The organism is Methanosarcina barkeri MS, assembly GCF_000970025.1.
Lineage (GTDB): Archaea > Halobacteriota > Methanosarcinia > Methanosarcinales > Methanosarcinaceae > Methanosarcina > Methanosarcina barkeri.
In genome coordinates this window covers 881,599-898,112 of record NZ_CP009528.1, presented here as the reverse complement: position 1 = coordinate 898,112, position 16,514 = coordinate 881,599, and the positions used below count along the sequence as shown (strand labels likewise).

General features: G+C 40.1%; 15 protein-coding genes. 4 read left to right on the top strand and 11 right to left on the bottom strand.

All coding sequences use genetic code 11. The annotated features are described in order from the left end of the window. Positions 1-433: 433 nt before the first annotated feature. The 5 genes from MSBRM_RS03720 to MSBRM_RS03700 form a co-directional block, all read right to left on the bottom strand. On the bottom strand, positions 434-1,312 hold the full coding sequence (locus MSBRM_RS03720) for an ABC transporter permease (protein WP_048119738.1): 879 nt from the start codon (positions 1,310-1,312) through the stop codon (positions 434-436). 14 nt (positions 1,313-1,326) lie between these two features. Beyond that, positions 1,327-2,271, bottom strand: a complete 945-nt coding sequence (locus MSBRM_RS03715) for an ABC transporter permease (RefSeq protein ID WP_048119740.1) — start codon at positions 2,269-2,271, stop codon at positions 1,327-1,329. A 49-nt stretch (positions 2,272-2,320) separates the two neighbouring features. Continuing rightward, positions 2,321-3,871, bottom strand: coding sequence for an ABC transporter substrate-binding protein (locus tag MSBRM_RS03710; RefSeq protein WP_048119742.1), 1,551 nt, complete (start codon positions 3,869-3,871; stop codon positions 2,321-2,323). Positions 3,872-4,152: 281 nt separating this feature from the next. Continuing rightward, entirely contained in the window at positions 4,153-5,067 is a 915-nt protein-coding gene (locus tag MSBRM_RS03705) for an ABC transporter ATP-binding protein (RefSeq protein WP_048123183.1), read from the bottom strand. A gap of 14 nt (positions 5,068-5,081) precedes the next feature. Beyond that, complete coding sequence (locus tag MSBRM_RS03700) at positions 5,082-6,020, bottom strand: ABC transporter ATP-binding protein (RefSeq protein WP_080941531.1); 939 nt, start codon at positions 6,018-6,020, stop codon at positions 5,082-5,084. 152 nt (positions 6,021-6,172) lie between these two features. Here MSBRM_RS03700 and MSBRM_RS03695 point away from each other — a divergent pair, with 152 nt between their 5' ends. Together MSBRM_RS03695 and MSBRM_RS03690 are read left to right on the top strand one after the other, a co-directional pair. After that, positions 6,173-6,979: a class I SAM-dependent methyltransferase gene (locus MSBRM_RS03695; protein WP_048119743.1), complete on the top strand. Its 807-nt coding sequence runs from the start codon at positions 6,173-6,175 to the stop codon at positions 6,977-6,979. After that, positions 6,976-7,848 carry a class I SAM-dependent methyltransferase gene (locus MSBRM_RS03690; RefSeq protein WP_230669027.1) on the top strand — a complete coding sequence of 291 codons (873 nt, stop codon included), beginning with the start codon at positions 6,976-6,978 and terminating at the stop codon, positions 7,846-7,848. Before MSBRM_RS03695 ends, MSBRM_RS03690 begins: the two co-directional genes overlap by 4 nt. A 196-nt stretch (positions 7,849-8,044) precedes the next feature. On the opposite strand, the gene MSBRM_RS03685 is transcribed toward MSBRM_RS03690, so the two are convergent. Next, positions 8,045-8,809 (bottom strand): HAD family hydrolase, encoded by a 765-nt coding sequence (locus MSBRM_RS03685; RefSeq protein ID WP_048119745.1) that lies wholly within the window; start codon positions 8,807-8,809, stop codon positions 8,045-8,047. A gap of 91 nt (positions 8,810-8,900) precedes the next feature. Continuing rightward, positions 8,901-9,848 carry a phosphotransferase gene (locus tag MSBRM_RS03680; RefSeq protein ID WP_048119747.1) on the bottom strand — a complete coding sequence of 316 codons (948 nt, stop codon included), beginning with the start codon at positions 9,846-9,848 and terminating at the stop codon, positions 8,901-8,903. A gap of 348 nt (positions 9,849-10,196) precedes the next feature. Here MSBRM_RS03680 and MSBRM_RS03675 point away from each other — a divergent pair, with 348 nt between their 5' ends. Further along, the gene (locus MSBRM_RS03675) at positions 10,197-10,640 is read left to right on the top strand and encodes a GNAT family N-acetyltransferase (protein WP_048154591.1); all 444 of its coding nucleotides are present in this window, start codon (positions 10,197-10,199) and stop codon (positions 10,638-10,640) included. Between the two features lie 380 nt (positions 10,641-11,020). Here the strand turns inward: MSBRM_RS03675 and MSBRM_RS03670 are convergent, their stop codons facing one another. Further along, positions 11,021-11,224: a molybdopterin-binding protein gene (locus MSBRM_RS03670; RefSeq protein ID WP_052712678.1), complete on the bottom strand. Its 204-nt coding sequence runs from the start codon at positions 11,222-11,224 to the stop codon at positions 11,021-11,023. Continuing rightward, complete coding sequence (locus MSBRM_RS19995; RefSeq protein ID WP_155396491.1) at positions 11,221-11,370, bottom strand: hypothetical protein; 150 nt, start codon at positions 11,368-11,370, stop codon at positions 11,221-11,223. The genes MSBRM_RS03670 and MSBRM_RS19995 overlap by 4 nt, the downstream gene beginning before the upstream one ends. A 131-nt stretch (positions 11,371-11,501) precedes the next feature. Between MSBRM_RS19995 and MSBRM_RS03665 the strand changes: the two genes are divergently transcribed. After that, positions 11,502-12,416 (top strand): aminoglycoside phosphotransferase family protein, encoded by a 915-nt coding sequence (locus MSBRM_RS03665; RefSeq protein ID WP_048154586.1) that lies wholly within the window; start codon positions 11,502-11,504, stop codon positions 12,414-12,416. A gap of 365 nt (positions 12,417-12,781) precedes the next feature. Here MSBRM_RS03665 and ahbC read toward each other — a convergent pair whose 3' ends face one another. Both ahbC and MSBRM_RS03655 read right to left on the bottom strand, forming a co-directional pair. Next, positions 12,782-13,981, bottom strand: a complete 1,200-nt coding sequence (gene ahbC, locus MSBRM_RS03660) for a 12,18-didecarboxysiroheme deacetylase (protein ID WP_048154582.1) — start codon at positions 13,979-13,981, stop codon at positions 12,782-12,784. Positions 13,982-15,704: 1,723 nt separating this feature from the next. Continuing rightward, entirely contained in the window at positions 15,705-16,496 is a 792-nt protein-coding gene (locus MSBRM_RS03655; RefSeq protein WP_048119758.1) for a uroporphyrinogen-III synthase, read from the bottom strand. Positions 16,497-16,514: the final 18 nt, after the last annotated feature.

Below are 16,514 nucleotides of genomic sequence, written 5' to 3'. Positions count from 1 at the left end.
TATCTGGTTTTGGATAACGTAAATAATTCTTACTTTTTGATGCCTATCCAGTATTTTACAGGAATAGACTTTTTGCTTCTGCTGATTACATTTTTCTCCAAAAAAACAAATTTACCAGTGTATTTTACCAGCGTATAATAATAGTCACGAGACTAAATAATGCAACTGCTCAAATGAGATGCGATGAGATTTTTATTGCAACAATTACAGGCGTGACTAAAGGTATCAGCAATAGAGGTAGCTAATTACTCTGGAAGGTTTTCCAAGTACTGGATACTACAAACATTTTTTCCTGTTTTATTTTTACATTATTTAGGAAAGTCAAAAACATCATCATTTTGGGTAGAAACGAATTTTTAGGGGCTGAAATACATAGGGTAGAAACGAATTTTTAGGGGCTGAACTCTTCTTTTTTATTTCCTTTGCCTGCCAGTTAAAATTCGATAGTATCAGACCGGGGATCTGCAATAGATCTCAGTTCGGAACCGATGAGATTTACCGCAAGAACAAACAGCATGATCATGCCTCCTGAAGATAAAGCCATCATAGGTGCAGTCTGGAGGTATACAAGTCCATCTTTCAGGATTGTTCCCAGTTCTGGTGTAGGAGGCTGAATTCCAAGCCCTAAAAATCCAAGCCCGGAAATTGAAATAATCTTGGACCCTAATCCAAGAGTTGCGATCTCAATAATAGGTCCGTAACTGTTGGGAAGAATATGGTGGAAAAGAATGTATTTATCCGATGCTCCAATTGCCCTGGCTGCCTCGACGAATCCGCTATTTTTCAGTGAAAGAGTTGATCCCCGGATTAATCGTGCATATTTTGCCCAGCCAGGAATGGAAAGAGATAGAATAATTCCTGCAGGACTTGGGCCTACAACTCCTACAATCGCAATTGAAAGAACTATACTGGGGAAGGCAAGAAAGATATCTGTCAATCGCATCAAGAAAGCATCATACCTGCTGAAATAACCTGCATACATTCCTATGATAATTCCTGCAGGCACGATAATTAAAGTCGAAATAACTGCAATGAAGAATGAAGTCTGTGCACCATATAATATACGGCTGAAAATACACCTTCCAAACTGGTCTGTCCCAAGAGGAAAAGATGCTGATGGAGGAGATAACTTTTCTTCAAGATGCATCTCTGCAGGGTCATGCGGGGAAATCGCCGGAGCCATTACAGCCATCATGGAGATAAGAATAAACAGCAGAACTCCTATTGTAAGCGTTACATTGCTCCGCAAAACTCCCCATACTCTTTTCATTTCGGAAACTGCCAGTTTTTCGTCAAAGTATGAGTGTTCCATATATATTCTCCCTATTATTCCCCCTGAGCCCTGACTGATGGGTCAAGATAAAGCTGGGCTAGGTCAACAAAGAGATTAATAAGCACTATGATCACCGCGAAGGTAAGCATACATCCCTGCATCACCATGATGTCCATCGAAGAAACAGAGCTAACAAGAAGCCATCCAAGTCCTGGAAGTGCAAAAATAGTTTCAATGGTAACTGCCCCTCCGAAAATCCATCCGAACTGAGTTCCCATATATATAATCACAGGGAGAAGTGCATTCTTTAGAGCATGTTTTTGAATAATTTTTTTGCGGCTGAGCCCCTTTGCACGTGCTGTCCTTATATAATCCTGCTCAAGCGTTTCAATCATGCTTGTCCTCATGATACGCATTGTAATTGCAATAAGGCCAATCGAGAGAGTCAGGGATGGAAGGATAAAGTATTCTATTCCTCCTGTTCCTGCAACCGGAAAGATGTCTAGATAGATGCCTCCGATGAGCATAAAAACTATAGCAATAAAATACTCAGGGATCGAGAGGCAGACTATTGAAGTAAGCCTGCAGAGGTGATCTACAGGCCCGTTCTGTCTCAGAGCTGCTGCAATTCCAAGAGGGATAGCTATAATAGCCGAGAATAACATTGAGAGAGAGGCTAGATAGAAGGTCGTAGGCAGAGCATTTCTGATCTCTTCAATAGTGCTCCTTTTTGTCTGATAGGAATATCCCAGGTCCCCATGCACAACCCTTGAAATCCATTTTAGATAACTGACATACCAGGGATCGTCAAGCCCCATCTCTTCATGAAGTATGGCTACCGCCTCTTTAGGTGGACTTTCGGTACCAAGAGTAGCCCTGAGCGTAATTTCAGCTGGGTCCCCTGGTGAAAGAGAAATTACTGTAAAAGTGATGAGAGATATCCCTACCATGACCTGTATCATTTGAAACAGACGGTTCAGTATAATTCTACGTATCATTCTTACTCAAACTCTTTTAAATGAAAAAGTGGTGGGTAGAATACCCACATCAGGAAATTGAGACATTCTGAAGGTCGAAAGAGTACTCTGTAGGATGGAGACGATATCCCTTTATGTTCGAAGTTGTGACGTCGATATTAACGTAGTAGTTAAGATACGCAACCGGCGCTTCTTCGACAACAATTGCCTGAACTTCATCATAGAGTTTTTTTCTGGCAGCTTCATCGGAAGTAGTTCTGGCCTGCTCAATCAACTGATCTACAGTGTCGTTGTGCCAGCGATATGCCCCCCAACCGTCGATTGATGTGCCGCTTGAGTGATAGTCCGTCATCATTATCTCATCTGGATCAGGTACGAAAAATAGTCCTCTTCCTACAAGGTAAATATCGAAATCTCCTTTATTCCTCTGGGTATTTGCGGCATCGGTATTGAGGACCTTAAGTTCTGTCTCTATGCCTACTTTCTTAAGCTGCTGCTGGATCACCTCAGCGATCGACGGCAGTTCTGCTCTTTCAGAATAAGTAACTAATGTAATCTTCATAGGCTTGCCATTTTTATCACGGATCCCATCACCATCCGAGTCGGTCCATCCCGCTTCATCAAGGAGTGTTTTTGCTTTCTCCACGTCGTAAGTATAAGGGGCAATATCCTTGTTTGCCCAGTAAAACTGAGGAGGAAAAAGCCCTGATGCTGTGGTTCCGTATCCGTAAAGGACAGAATTCACTATTGCTTCCCGATCTATAGCGTAATTAACAGCCTGACGTACCTTTTTATCTTTGAAGGGCTCCTTTTCCGTATTGAACGTTATCATCCTTACACGAGCGATAGGCTCTTCAAGGACTGTATAATCAGCCTTTTCGGTATATTTATCAGCAACATCGGGCGAAAGAATCATTGCTATCTGAATGTCCTTACTGTCAAGGAGCATCTTTCTTGTAAGTACTTCAGGAATTACCCGGTATACCACTTTATCAACTGAAGCAACATGTCCCCAGTAATTGGGATTCTTGACGAGAACAATTTCTTCGTCCGGTTTCCAGGATTCAAAGATAAAAGGCCCGGTACCGATAGGCTTTGTGACATTTCCGCTTGCATCATAAGATCCGGGGGCAAGAGCAGCACTTTCTCCTTTGGAAAGATAGGCAGGAAGTGCAGGGAAAGTTGAATTGAGATTGATTACCAATGTCAGGTTATCAGGAACCTCAATAGACGTTACAGGAATTTTTCCGAATGTTGATGCCGATTGGATAAAGGACCTTTCGAGTGATTTTTTCATTATTTCGGCTGTGAAAGGTGTCCCATCATGGAATAAAACGCCCTCTCTCAATTTGAATGTCCATTTTTTTCCATCACTGGAGACTTCCCATGATTTTGCAAGATTTGGGATAATCTTTCCTTCATAATCAACTCCTACGAGAGTTTCTACGTACCCGAGCCTTTGAGGAACAGTCCCCGATATGTGAGGATCAATAGAGGTGGGACTCCATTGACCTGAGACAAATAATGTTTGATTATCTCCTTTTTGTTCTTTGTCTGTACAGCCGGCTCCCAGGACAACTAGAGCCAGTAGAATAAAGAGAATTCCCTCTTTTCGTTTCATATTTACTAATCACACCTGAGACTGTTATGTATCAACATCAAATTCTGCAAAAACTTACATACACAAGAAGTTTTGGAGTAATCATCTTAATTTTGGATAACCTGTTGGGATGGAGAATTCGTTGAGACAATACGGGATAATTTATTGGAGTAAGCACTCCGATTGTAGTTGTACCGCTAAAATCTATCAGGGATATATCAAAAGTGTACGATTAATCAAGTGAGAGTGTACGATTAATCAAGTGAGAGTGTACGATTAATCAAGTGAGAGTGTACGATTAATCAAGTAGGCGAAAAGTTATGGCAACGAACCCGTCTATCTTCATATTCCACCATTTCAGGGCTGTGAAGGCATTTTTCTGTCTTTTCCGGGCAGAATTGATAATATACGCATGAACCTGGAATCTTTGTCCCTTGAAGTTCAGATGGTGGTAAGGAACCGGAATCAGAGACAGATGTGATTCTGCAAGTAAATGGGTGGTATGGCCTATCCAGAATACCCTGTCCCTCTTCTACTATCTGCCCGGCAAACATTACAGCTGTCCGGTCTCCAATAGCGTGCGCAAGCCCCTGGTCGTGAGTAATGAAGAGAAGGGCACATCCGAGGTCTTGCTGGAGTGCTTTCAGGAGGTGTATGATAGATGCCTGAGTGGAGACATCAAGCATTGAAGTAGGTTCGTCACATATGAGAAGTGAAGGCTCAAGTGCAATAGCACGAGCAATAACAGCACGTTGCAGTTCTCCACCGCTGAGCTGGTGAGGATATCTGGCTGCCTGCTCAGGTTCGAGCCCAACGAGCCTAAGAAGCCTTTTTAGCTCTTCATACATCTGCCTTCCGTGTAACGAATCAGGATGTATGCGAAAAGGTTCGCAGATTGAGTAAGCTATCGTCCACCTGGGGTCCAGGGAGCTTTCAGGCTGTTGAGGCACAATCTGAAGTTTTTTCCGGACAGAGCGGAGTTCTTTCCCTTTCAGTCTTGTAAGAGCCTGACCCTCAAAGAATATCTCTCCCCGTGTTGGAGGAATAAGCAAGAGGAGCAGTCTTGAGAGAGTAGACTTTCCACATCCGCTTTCTCCTACAAGAGTAAGGGTTTCTCCTGCTTCGATCCTGATATTTACATTATCAACAGCGATGATCCGGTTTTTTCCTGGAGAATTGGGAGCGAATATCTTGGTCAGGCCTCTTCCTTCAATCATGAGACTTTCTCCCTTCAATCATACAGCCAGCACCTGACAGCCGATCCTTCCAGAAGATGAATAAGAGGAGGTTCGACCCTGCACTTTTCTATTGCAGATGCACATCGAACCCGGAATTTACAGCCTCCATCGTTTTCTTCTGAATCTCCTGTTACGGATGGTATAGGGTGAAGACCGTTTTCAGGGAGCGAACGAAGTAACCCTCTGGAATAAGGATGCAGTGGCCCATCAAAAAATTCCTGCCTCCCTCTTATTTCCACTATCCTCCCGGAATACATAACTGCAATTCTATCCGCGAGGTTTTTGGCAAATTGGAGATCGTGCGTGATGATAATCAGAGTAATTCCTTCATCACGTAAAACCCGAAGAAGGTAGGTGATAGCCTGCTTATTCATTATGTCTATACCCTTTGTAGGTTCGTCTGCAATAAGCACTTCCGGATGGCCTGATATTCCCATAGCTACAAGTGAGCGTTGAAGCATTCCGCCACTGAATGAATAAGGATAGGAGTTTATTCTTTCCTCAGGGGGAGTTATTCTGATGAATTTAAGGAGTTCAAGGACCTTTTTTCTAATTTTATTTTTGTCTTTTTCTATATGGAGAGAGATCGGTTCTCCAATTTGGTTTCCCACAGTCATCGAAGGATTCATTGCTCCGGCGGGGTTCTGAGGAACCCATGCAATCTTTCTACCACGGATCATTTCAAGTTCATTTTCAGAAAGGGTTAGAAGATCATCCCCATGATATCGTATAACTCCGTTTACAGTGCAATTTGCAGGCAGCAGCCCTAGTAGCGCCAGTCCCAATACCGATTTTCCGCTACCGCTCTCTCCTATAACTGCAAGTGTCTCGGACTTTTCGATGTTAATGTCAACCCCATCAACCGCCCGGACGACAGTGCTTGAAACGGGAAAATGTACACACAACTGTTGAACATCAAGAATCATGGTCATCTTGCTACATCTGCGTATCTTTTGTTATGAAAATTACAGGGTGTATGTTGTTACTATTTATATTTCTTTTCATATATTCCATTATAATAAAGAAATAAGTTATTATATCTTAATACTAATTTTTAGTTAATTAATAATTTTGAAGGAATAATATGGTTACGCAGATCGATTGGGAGACAGCCTGGGCTGCAGGCATCGGTGAGATGAATAGGCTTTCTACCACAAACTACTGGAATCAAAGGGCAGAGGATTATTCTGATATGGTATTGGCAAGTGACTGTAACCATGGCCGGAATATCCTCAACCTGTTTGAAAAAGAAGGGCTACTGCAGAAGGATTGGCATATTTTAGATATCGCATCAGGCCCAGGAGCGATAACGATTCCATTTGCAGAGAGGGTACGCAGGGTGACCGCTGTCGAGCCTGCAGAGAAGATGGCAGCAGCATTGATGTCATATGCGCAGAACAGAGAGCTTTCCAATGTTGAAATAATCCCTAAGACCTGGCAGGAAGTAGATGAGACAGCTTATTCGAAAAACTATGACCTGGTTATCTGCTGCCATGCACTCTGGCAATTTTCGGATATTCTTTCGCAGATCCGGCGGATGGAGACAGTATCCAGAGGTTACTGTTGTCTTGCTCATGGGTTCGAGGCTCCTTCAGAGACCCTCAAACTAACGGAAGCTCTTGGGATCAATGAAGGTGGGTTTGATCAGTTCATCACAGTTTTTAATATTCTCAATGATTCTGGAGTGTACCCTAACGTTGATGTGATCGATTACACACTTAATCGGCCAGTTACCTCGGCAGTTACCTCGGTTGAGAAACGTGTCGAAAAACATCGACCTCTGAACTACCGGGACAGAGAGATTATTCAGGAATACGTGCAAAATCACGCTAATGAAGGCATATATCAGGTTAATGGCAGGATGGGTTTACTATGGTGGAAGGTAGCATGACTTCCGACTCTCTTACAGCCCCTGTAGATTGGGTTAGATTCTGGGAAGACAACTATGATGCACGGTCTAAAATTATGTTCAGGGACTATGAGCTCGATGACTGGAGTGAAAGGGCAGTGGATTACTCGGAATCCAGGCGGACAAACAATTACGAGTTCGGAGGGTCAGTATACTCTACACTTGCTCTCCATGGAGTTGTTTCTCCTCACTCAAGGGTCCTTGAAGTTGGTGCAGGTCCGGGAACATTTGTAATCCCCTTCGCAAAGAAGGTTGATCATATAACTGCTATTGAGCCTTCAGAAGGAATGATCCGTATGATCTCTCAAAATGCCGTGGAAGCCGGAGTGAATAACTATGATATTATCCCAAAAATCTGGCAGGATGTAAATATTGAAGATTTTAGGGAACGGTATGACCTTACTATCACCTCAACCGTCATATGGATGTTTCGTGATATTATGACCCAGATAAGCCGGATGGAAGAGGTAACACAGGGACACTGCTGCGTGGTTGGCGGGGTAGGCACAGGGCAGACATTTGAAGCCAAACTCTGGAAGAAAATCATGGGCAACAAACCTCGTCCCCAGTACCCGGAATACCCTTTGATCTATAATCTCCTTTACACATATGGAAGAGTCCCTCATGTTAGATTTATTGATTATACAAGTATAAGATCGCCTGAGAACATGCTCAGGATGTACAGGGTTTTCTACTCAATATATACGGAGGTTACACCTGAGATTGAAGAAATTATTAGAGAGGAATTATATCGTGACTCAGGAGAAGGACCGTGTATCAGGAAATACCGCTCCGCTGTGGTCTGGTGGAATCCGGCTGTTCGAAGGAAAGAGTTTACAGGTACTGCCTGAGGATTTCCGGCAGTTTACATAAAAAGTGTGAAGGATAAAAAGTGTGAAGGATAAAAAGTGTGAAGGATAAAAAGTTGTGAAGGATAAAAAGTGTGAAGGAAAAAATAAGGGAACAGTAAATATGAGTGATTGGGAGAGTCACTGAGTGAATATTCTCCCAAATATTACTTTTTAGAAGACAGAAAATGTTATAGAGTCAATCTGTCAATCCGAATTGCTCCCAGGCATCTTTAATATTCATGGCACGCATTCCCAGTTTTTTTGCAGGCGCTAGCTCGTTTTCTTCAGAGTCTCCTATTGACATGACACATTTGGGTTCGAGTTCAAGGCCCATCCTTTTGAGCGCAGTCATAAAAAGCCTGAGATCAGGTTTCTTATACCCTACATCCGATGAGAAGATAACAAAGTCAAAATAATCATGGAGCCCGAGAAACCTGAGTTCCAGTTCAGAAAAAACTCTTTGCCCATTGGAGATTACACACTTGGGAACGTTTATGCAATGTTCAATCAGTTTGATGCTCTGAGGAAAAGCACGGAGTTTCCGTATCGAAGCTGCCCGAAAGACCCGTGAAGCTTCTACTCCCAGGCTGTTCTCGTCAATATTCCAGACCGAATTTTCCCTGCAGATCTCTGCAAAGATTTCCTCTACCTTTATCTCAGGGTACACTTCCCTGGAATTCTCCATTTTCTGCCTGACCTTAGACATATACGTATCCCACAGCTTTTCGGGAGCGATTTTCACTCCCTGATAGGCAAGCCATGAGCTCAGTACTTTATATGTCTCCAGGTTATGTTCGTCAGTATGGATGTCAATGAGGGTCTCATAGCAGTCAAAGATGACCCCTTTTATATGACAGCTCTCAAATGCCTCCTCTCCCTTTGCAAGAGAATGACTAAGAAATGTAACTTCGTCCTTGCTTACCTCAGGTTCGTGATCCTCCGATATGCTCTTTCCTCCCATATCCCTTTTACTTAAGCTTCGACTTCATGTTTTATCTGTAATTAATTGTCTTTAAGCACTGTGCTTCTTTGACGAGATAAGTTCTCATGCTTTATCTGTAATTAATTGCCTTTAAACATTCACACGCTTCTTTGATGAGGTAGTTTCTATGTTCACCCTGATGAAGCCTTGCCGAACGAAGGAGTCCTATACTCATGAAAAAAGGCAAAGTTCTGGTAATATAGTAAAAATCTTTTTCGTCGCTACTGTATTCCCAGAGGAAATTTCCGATATATGGTTCAGCTTTTACCCCTCCTCCCATATGCAGTTCGAACTCGTTTTTAAGTTCTGCAGCTAAAATTCCGAGATCTCTGACAGGATGTGCCTCTAACCAGGAGCTTTCAAAATCAAGGGCATAGGGTTTACCTTTGCAGAAAATATAATTGGAAAGATTGACATCCCTGTGAATCATGCAGCCGTAGTCCCTGTCGAGCAAAGAACTATACCACCATTCTCCAAGTAATTTATTGAAAGTCTCTCTAGTGTCATGATCCAGTTTCAGATGGCCCAGAACATCATGATAATTTCTGAATTCATTCTCCTTATTGTAGAAAGATTTTGTGTTTTCATGCAACTGTCGGAGCATATGTGCAACTGCAGCAAGCCTCTCATATAGCTTTTCTTCGTGTCTGATGTACCATTCCAGAGATTTTCCAGGTATGTGTTCCGTTACAAGGACGCAGTTGAACTTCTTATTGGTTGCAAGAGGTCTTGCAACATTTATTACCGATGCAGCCTTTCTAAGGTTTCGGTACTCATTCATCATGCCTTTATATGGATTATAATCTTTCAACTGGCCGGTAGGTTCGGCAAAAAACTTTGCCATAACGCTAAAATGTTCACCCTTGAACTGGTACTTGCAGACCGTATGGGAGGAGTTGTATTTAAAAACATTAACAGAGCAATTTTTATTCCGTAGCCTATCCCCAACAACTTCTTCAACAAGCCAGTCCCTAAAAGGGTCACCAGGGTTTAAAATATTAACATGGCGAGATGCCAACTCAAATTACCCCCCACTTATCTAGAAATACTCCGCAATTGTATATTTTTTTTCGCAATGTGCTCTTATCTCCAGGTATAATTTTACGATAGAGCAGATGACAATTTTATTTTTTGATTATGCAATACTGATAATAGTATACTATATTTGGAGAAATAGTATACTATATTTTAAACAGTATACTATATTGAGCAAACTATACTATAGTTTGGATATATTAATATTGTTGTTGGTGTTTAACTGTAATTTCTACATCATTTATCCTACGATAATTTTAAAATTGATTGATAATTTGGATTTCACCCAACACAGCGAAATTCCAATTATTTATACTAGCCGAGATTTGCCATGAAAATTGAAAGAATTCTGGATAATAAAAAACAGTTTCTTGATTTATTGCTTTTAGCAGACGAACAAGAAGATATGATTGACAAATATTTAGATCGCGGGGATATGTTTACTCTATATGATGGCGATTTGAAAAGTCTCTGTGTAGTAACACGTGAAGATGATGATATATACGAATTAAAAAATATAGCAACTTATGAAAAGTATCAGGGACAGGGTTACGGTAGGCAACTAGTAAAATTCATCTTTGAGTATTATAAAGGCAAATGCAAAACCATGCTTGTTGGTACGGGAGATAGTCCTCTTACTATCCAGTTTTATAAAAATTGTGGATTTGTTATGTCAAATTATGTTAAAAATTTTTATATTGACAATTATGACCATCCAATTTTCGAATGTGGTAAACAACTTATTGATATGGTTTATTTAAAGAAGGATTTCTAATGGTTTTGAGCATAAGAGAGTTGCTAAGGAATAACTGAGATATAACTTCAAGTTTTCACTTAGGTAATGGCTCTATAATTGCACTTCTCAAATATAATTAATGACAATATATAGTATGAACCTATCCCAAAACCTATTTTGATTCTAAATCATCATGAATTTACAGGATCATTTTAGTGATTAAGTATTCAATTGATTGCTCCAAATACGAGATTCAAAAATCAAATTTTGAGTTTCGGGATAGGCTCTATAAGTACTTGAAATTAAATTTTCATCATTACTAAGTTCCTATCTTCTAATCCACTTCATCCATTTTTGCCCATATTTGCCTTCGACTACAAGCTAAAGGGAAAACTCTGTCAGGATGTAGGGCTACATCATTAATCCTGTATGTGAGGATAATAACGGTTTCTAGCATTGTAGTCATTATCAAGAGAGGTAGAATATCCATCCTCACTGTAAAAAATAATCGTACTCTCATTTTCGTAGTTTCCAGCTTCTTCAAAAAGGTCAGCGATTTTCACTCCTGTCCACTTCGCAATAAAACTCCAGCATTCCACGCAGTTCAGGTCCACAACTTTCAAACCTGTCCCTGAGATGAGAGGAAATCTGTTTCATTGTCATAGGTTCCTGACTGTCCGTTTTCTGAAACACAGCCTGAAGCAGTAACAAAAATAATTGGGAAGATAGGGAACAAATGGATCGGTTTCATGTGTTTATTTATTTCCATTAACTGTTTTCCGTGTTATTTCTTGAAAATATGGGTTCAACATAAAAAAAGGACTATTTATAAAAGAAAACTCTAAAGTTGTAACTGAACAAACGACAATATCAAGTTTTAATTTTCATAGAGCTGTTAGCATGGTTAAACTTTATAATGAAATTCCTGGCTCTTGTAAATGGCAAATAGTCGAGCCAATTAATAAGGGATGGTCAAACGATCAGAAATATTATATCCGAAGTACAGATGGAAGAGAATTATTACTAAGAATATCGGACATCTCTCAGTATGAAAATAAGAAAAAAGACTTTGAAGCAATAAAAAGACTTGATAACCTTGATATTTTGATATCGCGCCCCATTAACTTTGGAATTTGCAATAACGGTCGATCCATCTATTCTTTACTAACCTGGATTACAGGGAAAGATGCAGAACATATCCTTCCAGAGCTGAACAGCAAAGAGCAATACCGGCTTGGTGTGAAAGCGGGAGAAATATTAAGAATTATTCATCAGGTTCCTGCGGCAAAAAATCAGATTTCATGGTCAGATCGTTTCAATCAAAAAATAAATAGAAATATCGCCGATTATGAAGCTTGTGGGATTCACCTGGAAGGAGCAGATAAAATAATTGAGTATATCGAACAACACAGATGTTTATTGAAAAACCGCCCTCAGTGCTTCCAACACGGGGACTATCACGTCGGAAATATGATTGTTACAAAGTCCGGAGAGCTGGGAATCATTGATTTTAACAGGCTTGATTATGGTGACCCCTGGGAAGAATTCAACCGTATTACCTGGTGTGCAGATATAAGTGCTTCATTTGCATCCGGACGCATTAATGGATATTTTCATCATAATGTGCCCATTTTATTTTTCAAATTAATGGCTTTATACATTGCGAGCAACCAGCTTTCATCAATCCCCTGGGCACTCAAATTCGGAAACAAAGAAATTAGCACGATGCTCAGGCAAGCTAAAAATGTTCTGGAATGGTATGATGGGTTTGAAACATGCACCCCAAAATGGTATATTTCCAACCCTGTTAAATAAGTAATGAGTCTATCCCAAAAGCCACTTTACTCTTAATCATTGGGAATTCTCAGAATTATTTTCATGATCATAAGATTGATTGATTATTCAAAATACACGGTCTAAGAAGCAAATTTCAAGTTTTGAGATGAACTCAATTATAAAGCTAACTCGAAGGAAAAAAGCCAGTGGTAACAGGCTTACAGAAGAAAATCTAAAAAATAGTTGTTTGGAAAGTTAAGAAAAAAAATAGAAATTGGATAAACCGGAATTAAATAAAGAATTAAATAAAGAATTAAATAAAGAATTAAATAAAGAATTAAATAAAGAATTAAATAAAGAATTAAATAAAGAATTAAATAAAGAATTAAATAAAGAATTAAATTTCAGGCTTCGTAATACCCAATTTCTTCTTTTGTCAGGTAACATGCAGGGTCATCTGCCCAGACATTCCCATATACGGCTTCAGCCCTTACCCTGAAATTCCCATTGCAAATATCCAGCCATTTGCAGTGGGCACAGCGGTCTGCGTGAGCTTTTATAAGGGGTTTTCGGTTTTTAAGCCCAGCCATGAGTTCATCACTCAGGTCAGTCCAGATTTCACTGAATGGGCGTTCCCGCACATTTCCAAAGGAATAATGTCTCCAGAACTGATCGGCATGTACCGCCCCGTCCCAAGATACGCAACCTATACCTATCCCTGAAGAATTTCCCTGGTTCATGGAAAGAAGTTCAAATACCTCGGCAGCTCTTTCAGGATTCTCTTTGAGGAGCTTCATGTACAGGTATGGACCGTCACAATGGTTATCCACTGTCAGGACTTCGGCAGGCAAACCTTTTTCGTGAAGTTTCCTTGTCCTCTCAAGTATCAAGTCTACAGCCTGCCTGGATTCCTCAAGGGAAAGATCTTCATTTACCATTTTTGAGCCCCGACCTGCATAAACCAGATGATAGAAACATATTCTTGGAATTTTTTCTTTTTCAAGCAGGTCAAAGATTGCAGGAATATCCCTTACATTTTGCTTGTTGATGGTAAAACGCAAGCCAACCTTTATGCCTTCTTCCTGGCAATTATGAAGCCCTCTTAGAGCTGCATCGAATGCCCCTTTCATGCCCCTGAATTTGTCATTCGTTTCCCTTATCCCATCAAGAGAAACTCCTACATAAGAGAGACCGACGTCCTTTAGCTTTCTTGCCAAATCCCGGTCTATGAGCGTTCCGTTTGTGGAAATTACAGCCCTCATCCCTTTTTCACGCGCATAGGCTGCGAGCTCAGGCAGGTCTTTTCTCATGGTTGGTTCCCCTCCGGAAAAAAGGATTACCGGACTTCCGAAACTCGCAAGGTCATCGATAAGAGCTTTGCCTTCTTCAGTTGAAAGCTCATTTTCAAATTCTATGTCCTTTGCCTGGGCATAACAATGGACACATTTCAGGTTGCAGCGGCGAGTCATGTTCCAGACTACAACTGGCTTTTTATCTTTTGAAAACTGCAGCAAGTGAGAGGGAAGCTTTTTTGAGTCCCTTCCATAGCGAAGTGCATCTGAGGGTTCCACGGTTCCACAGTAAAGTTTTGAAATGCCTATCATGTCGATCCGTCAAAATTGAGATTGTTTTACAGAAATCAGTAAACAATTCGAGATTGTTGTCTACTTTAACTTAGCGTTCTGATTGTTTTGTATTTGTAGAGACAGGGTGAGTATATGACATTCACGATTATAAAACTAAGGTTTGAATGTCGAGAACTTGAGGATATGACCAGAAAAAACGAATATCTGGAAGTCAACCGAGAAAAACATTCTCGATTACATATTTTCGATTTGTAAAATTATCTATTTGCCGATGGCATAAAACCTCTTCGAATTTGAGATATATTTGATATATATTTGATATATATTTGATATATATTTGATATATATTTGATATATATTTGATACATCTGACTGTTCCTTCGCCCCTATAAGTATCATACCCGGCTCTCCGTCTCTTTCAAAGTAGTCAATCAATCAAGGAGGCCTGCATTGTTGGTTGTCAAGAGTTGTTACCATCCTGCTATCACCAAAATATTCAATCCATTTTCCTTTTCGCCGGTTAGTTTGATCGGTCATGGTTTCACTTCATGAACTGTGTACTGTTGTTGAGCAGGCATAATCAAAAACATCGGTGTCATGGGCGATCATCGCAAGGATTTGAGTGTTCTTTCGAGATAGAAGACCCGGAAGTCACGACGAGTGGAGTTTTCCATCTCACGAATTCAAAAAATTTCATATTTTTTCGGGTATTAGCAACGATTCCGGAAAAGTAGAGTCTTTTTCCTCAGAGTAGTCAAAAGCGTGTATGTTCCGTAGGAAGATTTGAAAAAGAGCATATATTTGAAAGAGGGCATATAAAAGAAAGTTAAAGTTTAAAAAAATGTAGGACTTACGCAGTTGAACTAAAAAAATCAACAGCATCAGACCAATAACTGTCTAAAACGTGACTTAAATCCACAGTCTTTGACGTAATTGATTTAATTGATTTTGTTCTTCAAGTATGTAAGCCCTAAGATAAAGAGCTCAAAAACGCCTATTGAAGTGTTAAAAACCACCCTGTCTCGGGACAGTTTTACTTTTCAGACATCTGAAATCCGTTTCTTTTGGAGAAACGTATTCCATTATCTTCAGGCAAAATCCGTAGGATCTGCTGTACATTTCGCATTCTCCACATCTTACTGGCATCTGTTCCGTTGCTTTTCCTCCCACATATTACATATTAATTATATTTTGTTTTTAAAATGAATAATTTTCAAAAGTTAAATAATTTACCCATAATTTTAGATTTTTTTAATTTATCTGTGAATATTTTTTCATTCCTTTCATAAAGGATTTCAGAATTACTTAAAGGAAAGATGCGAGGTCGAATGCAACTTAAACTACACGGATTGAGAGCATTATTATGGATGAATTCCTTTAGACTGTTTTTTAACTTAGACTGCCTCTTAACTATATATTTAATGTATAAAGTATGTAGTTTTCACATTCGGTGTGCTTAATGATGACAAAAGCGGAGATATACCCATCACCTGCCCTGCAAAAAAAAGACTACTGGATTATAAGAAGCAAATTTGACATGTATCAAAGGTTTATTTGAATCATTCCATAATTCGTACATTGGTACGACAAAAAACCTTATGAACTTTTAAGTGCTGTTCTGTCGAACCGGTTTTATGAGAAGAGCCCCGACTTTATGAACTCATTCCCATATAACGTGGTTCTCAAAACGATTTAAGTCATACTTTTAGAGTAGTTCTTCAGTTACTATCAAGCTGACTTTTCATAGCTCTTTTTTCATAGCCTTTATCAGAGCTTCGAAAGTAAACTCTTCAGGAATTACGTCCACATTGACACCATATTTTTTTAGGGTATTTCCTGTAGGCGTTCCTATAGCTCCTACCACGGCCCTGCTGAGAGATTCTTTTATGGTTTTCTCTGCTCCCAGCCCTTTTGCATGTTTCATAAAGCCTTTAACCATCATAGAACTTGTAAAAGCAAAAGCATCAACTTCCCCTGCGAGTGCGCGTTCGATCAACTCTTTCTGGATCGTTCCTTCAGGAATACTGAGAGTGTACACATGAGTTTCATAAACCGTAGCTCCGCACTTTTCAAGCCCTTCTATCAAGACCTTAGCTCCAAAAGAGCTCCTGGCAAGATCCACCGTCTTTCCTGCAACCTCGGAGCAGAGAGCCTCTACAATTCCTGTGGAACTGTAATCTTCCGGCAAAAATGGGTTGTCAATTCCTATTTTTATGAGTTCTTTTTCCGTATTAGGCCCGATGGCAATTACCTTGATTTTTTTAAGCGCTGTAATGAAATCTTTCTTTTCAGTTTCAGAAAGCTTGTCCAGAGTAAAACTTATTCCGTTTGCACTGGTAAAAACAACATAATCCGAAGATCCTGCAAGAACTCTTTGTATAAAGGGCTCAAACCCTTCATCTTTTATGCCTTCAAGCCGGATCATGGGAGCGTATAAAGGCTCAAAACCATAATCTTGCGCAAGAGTCTCTGATATTTTCCTGTAGCTTTCCGGCCTCATAATTGCGAGAACAGGTCTTTTTTCTTCTGCCATATTCCTTTCTCCTGTTAT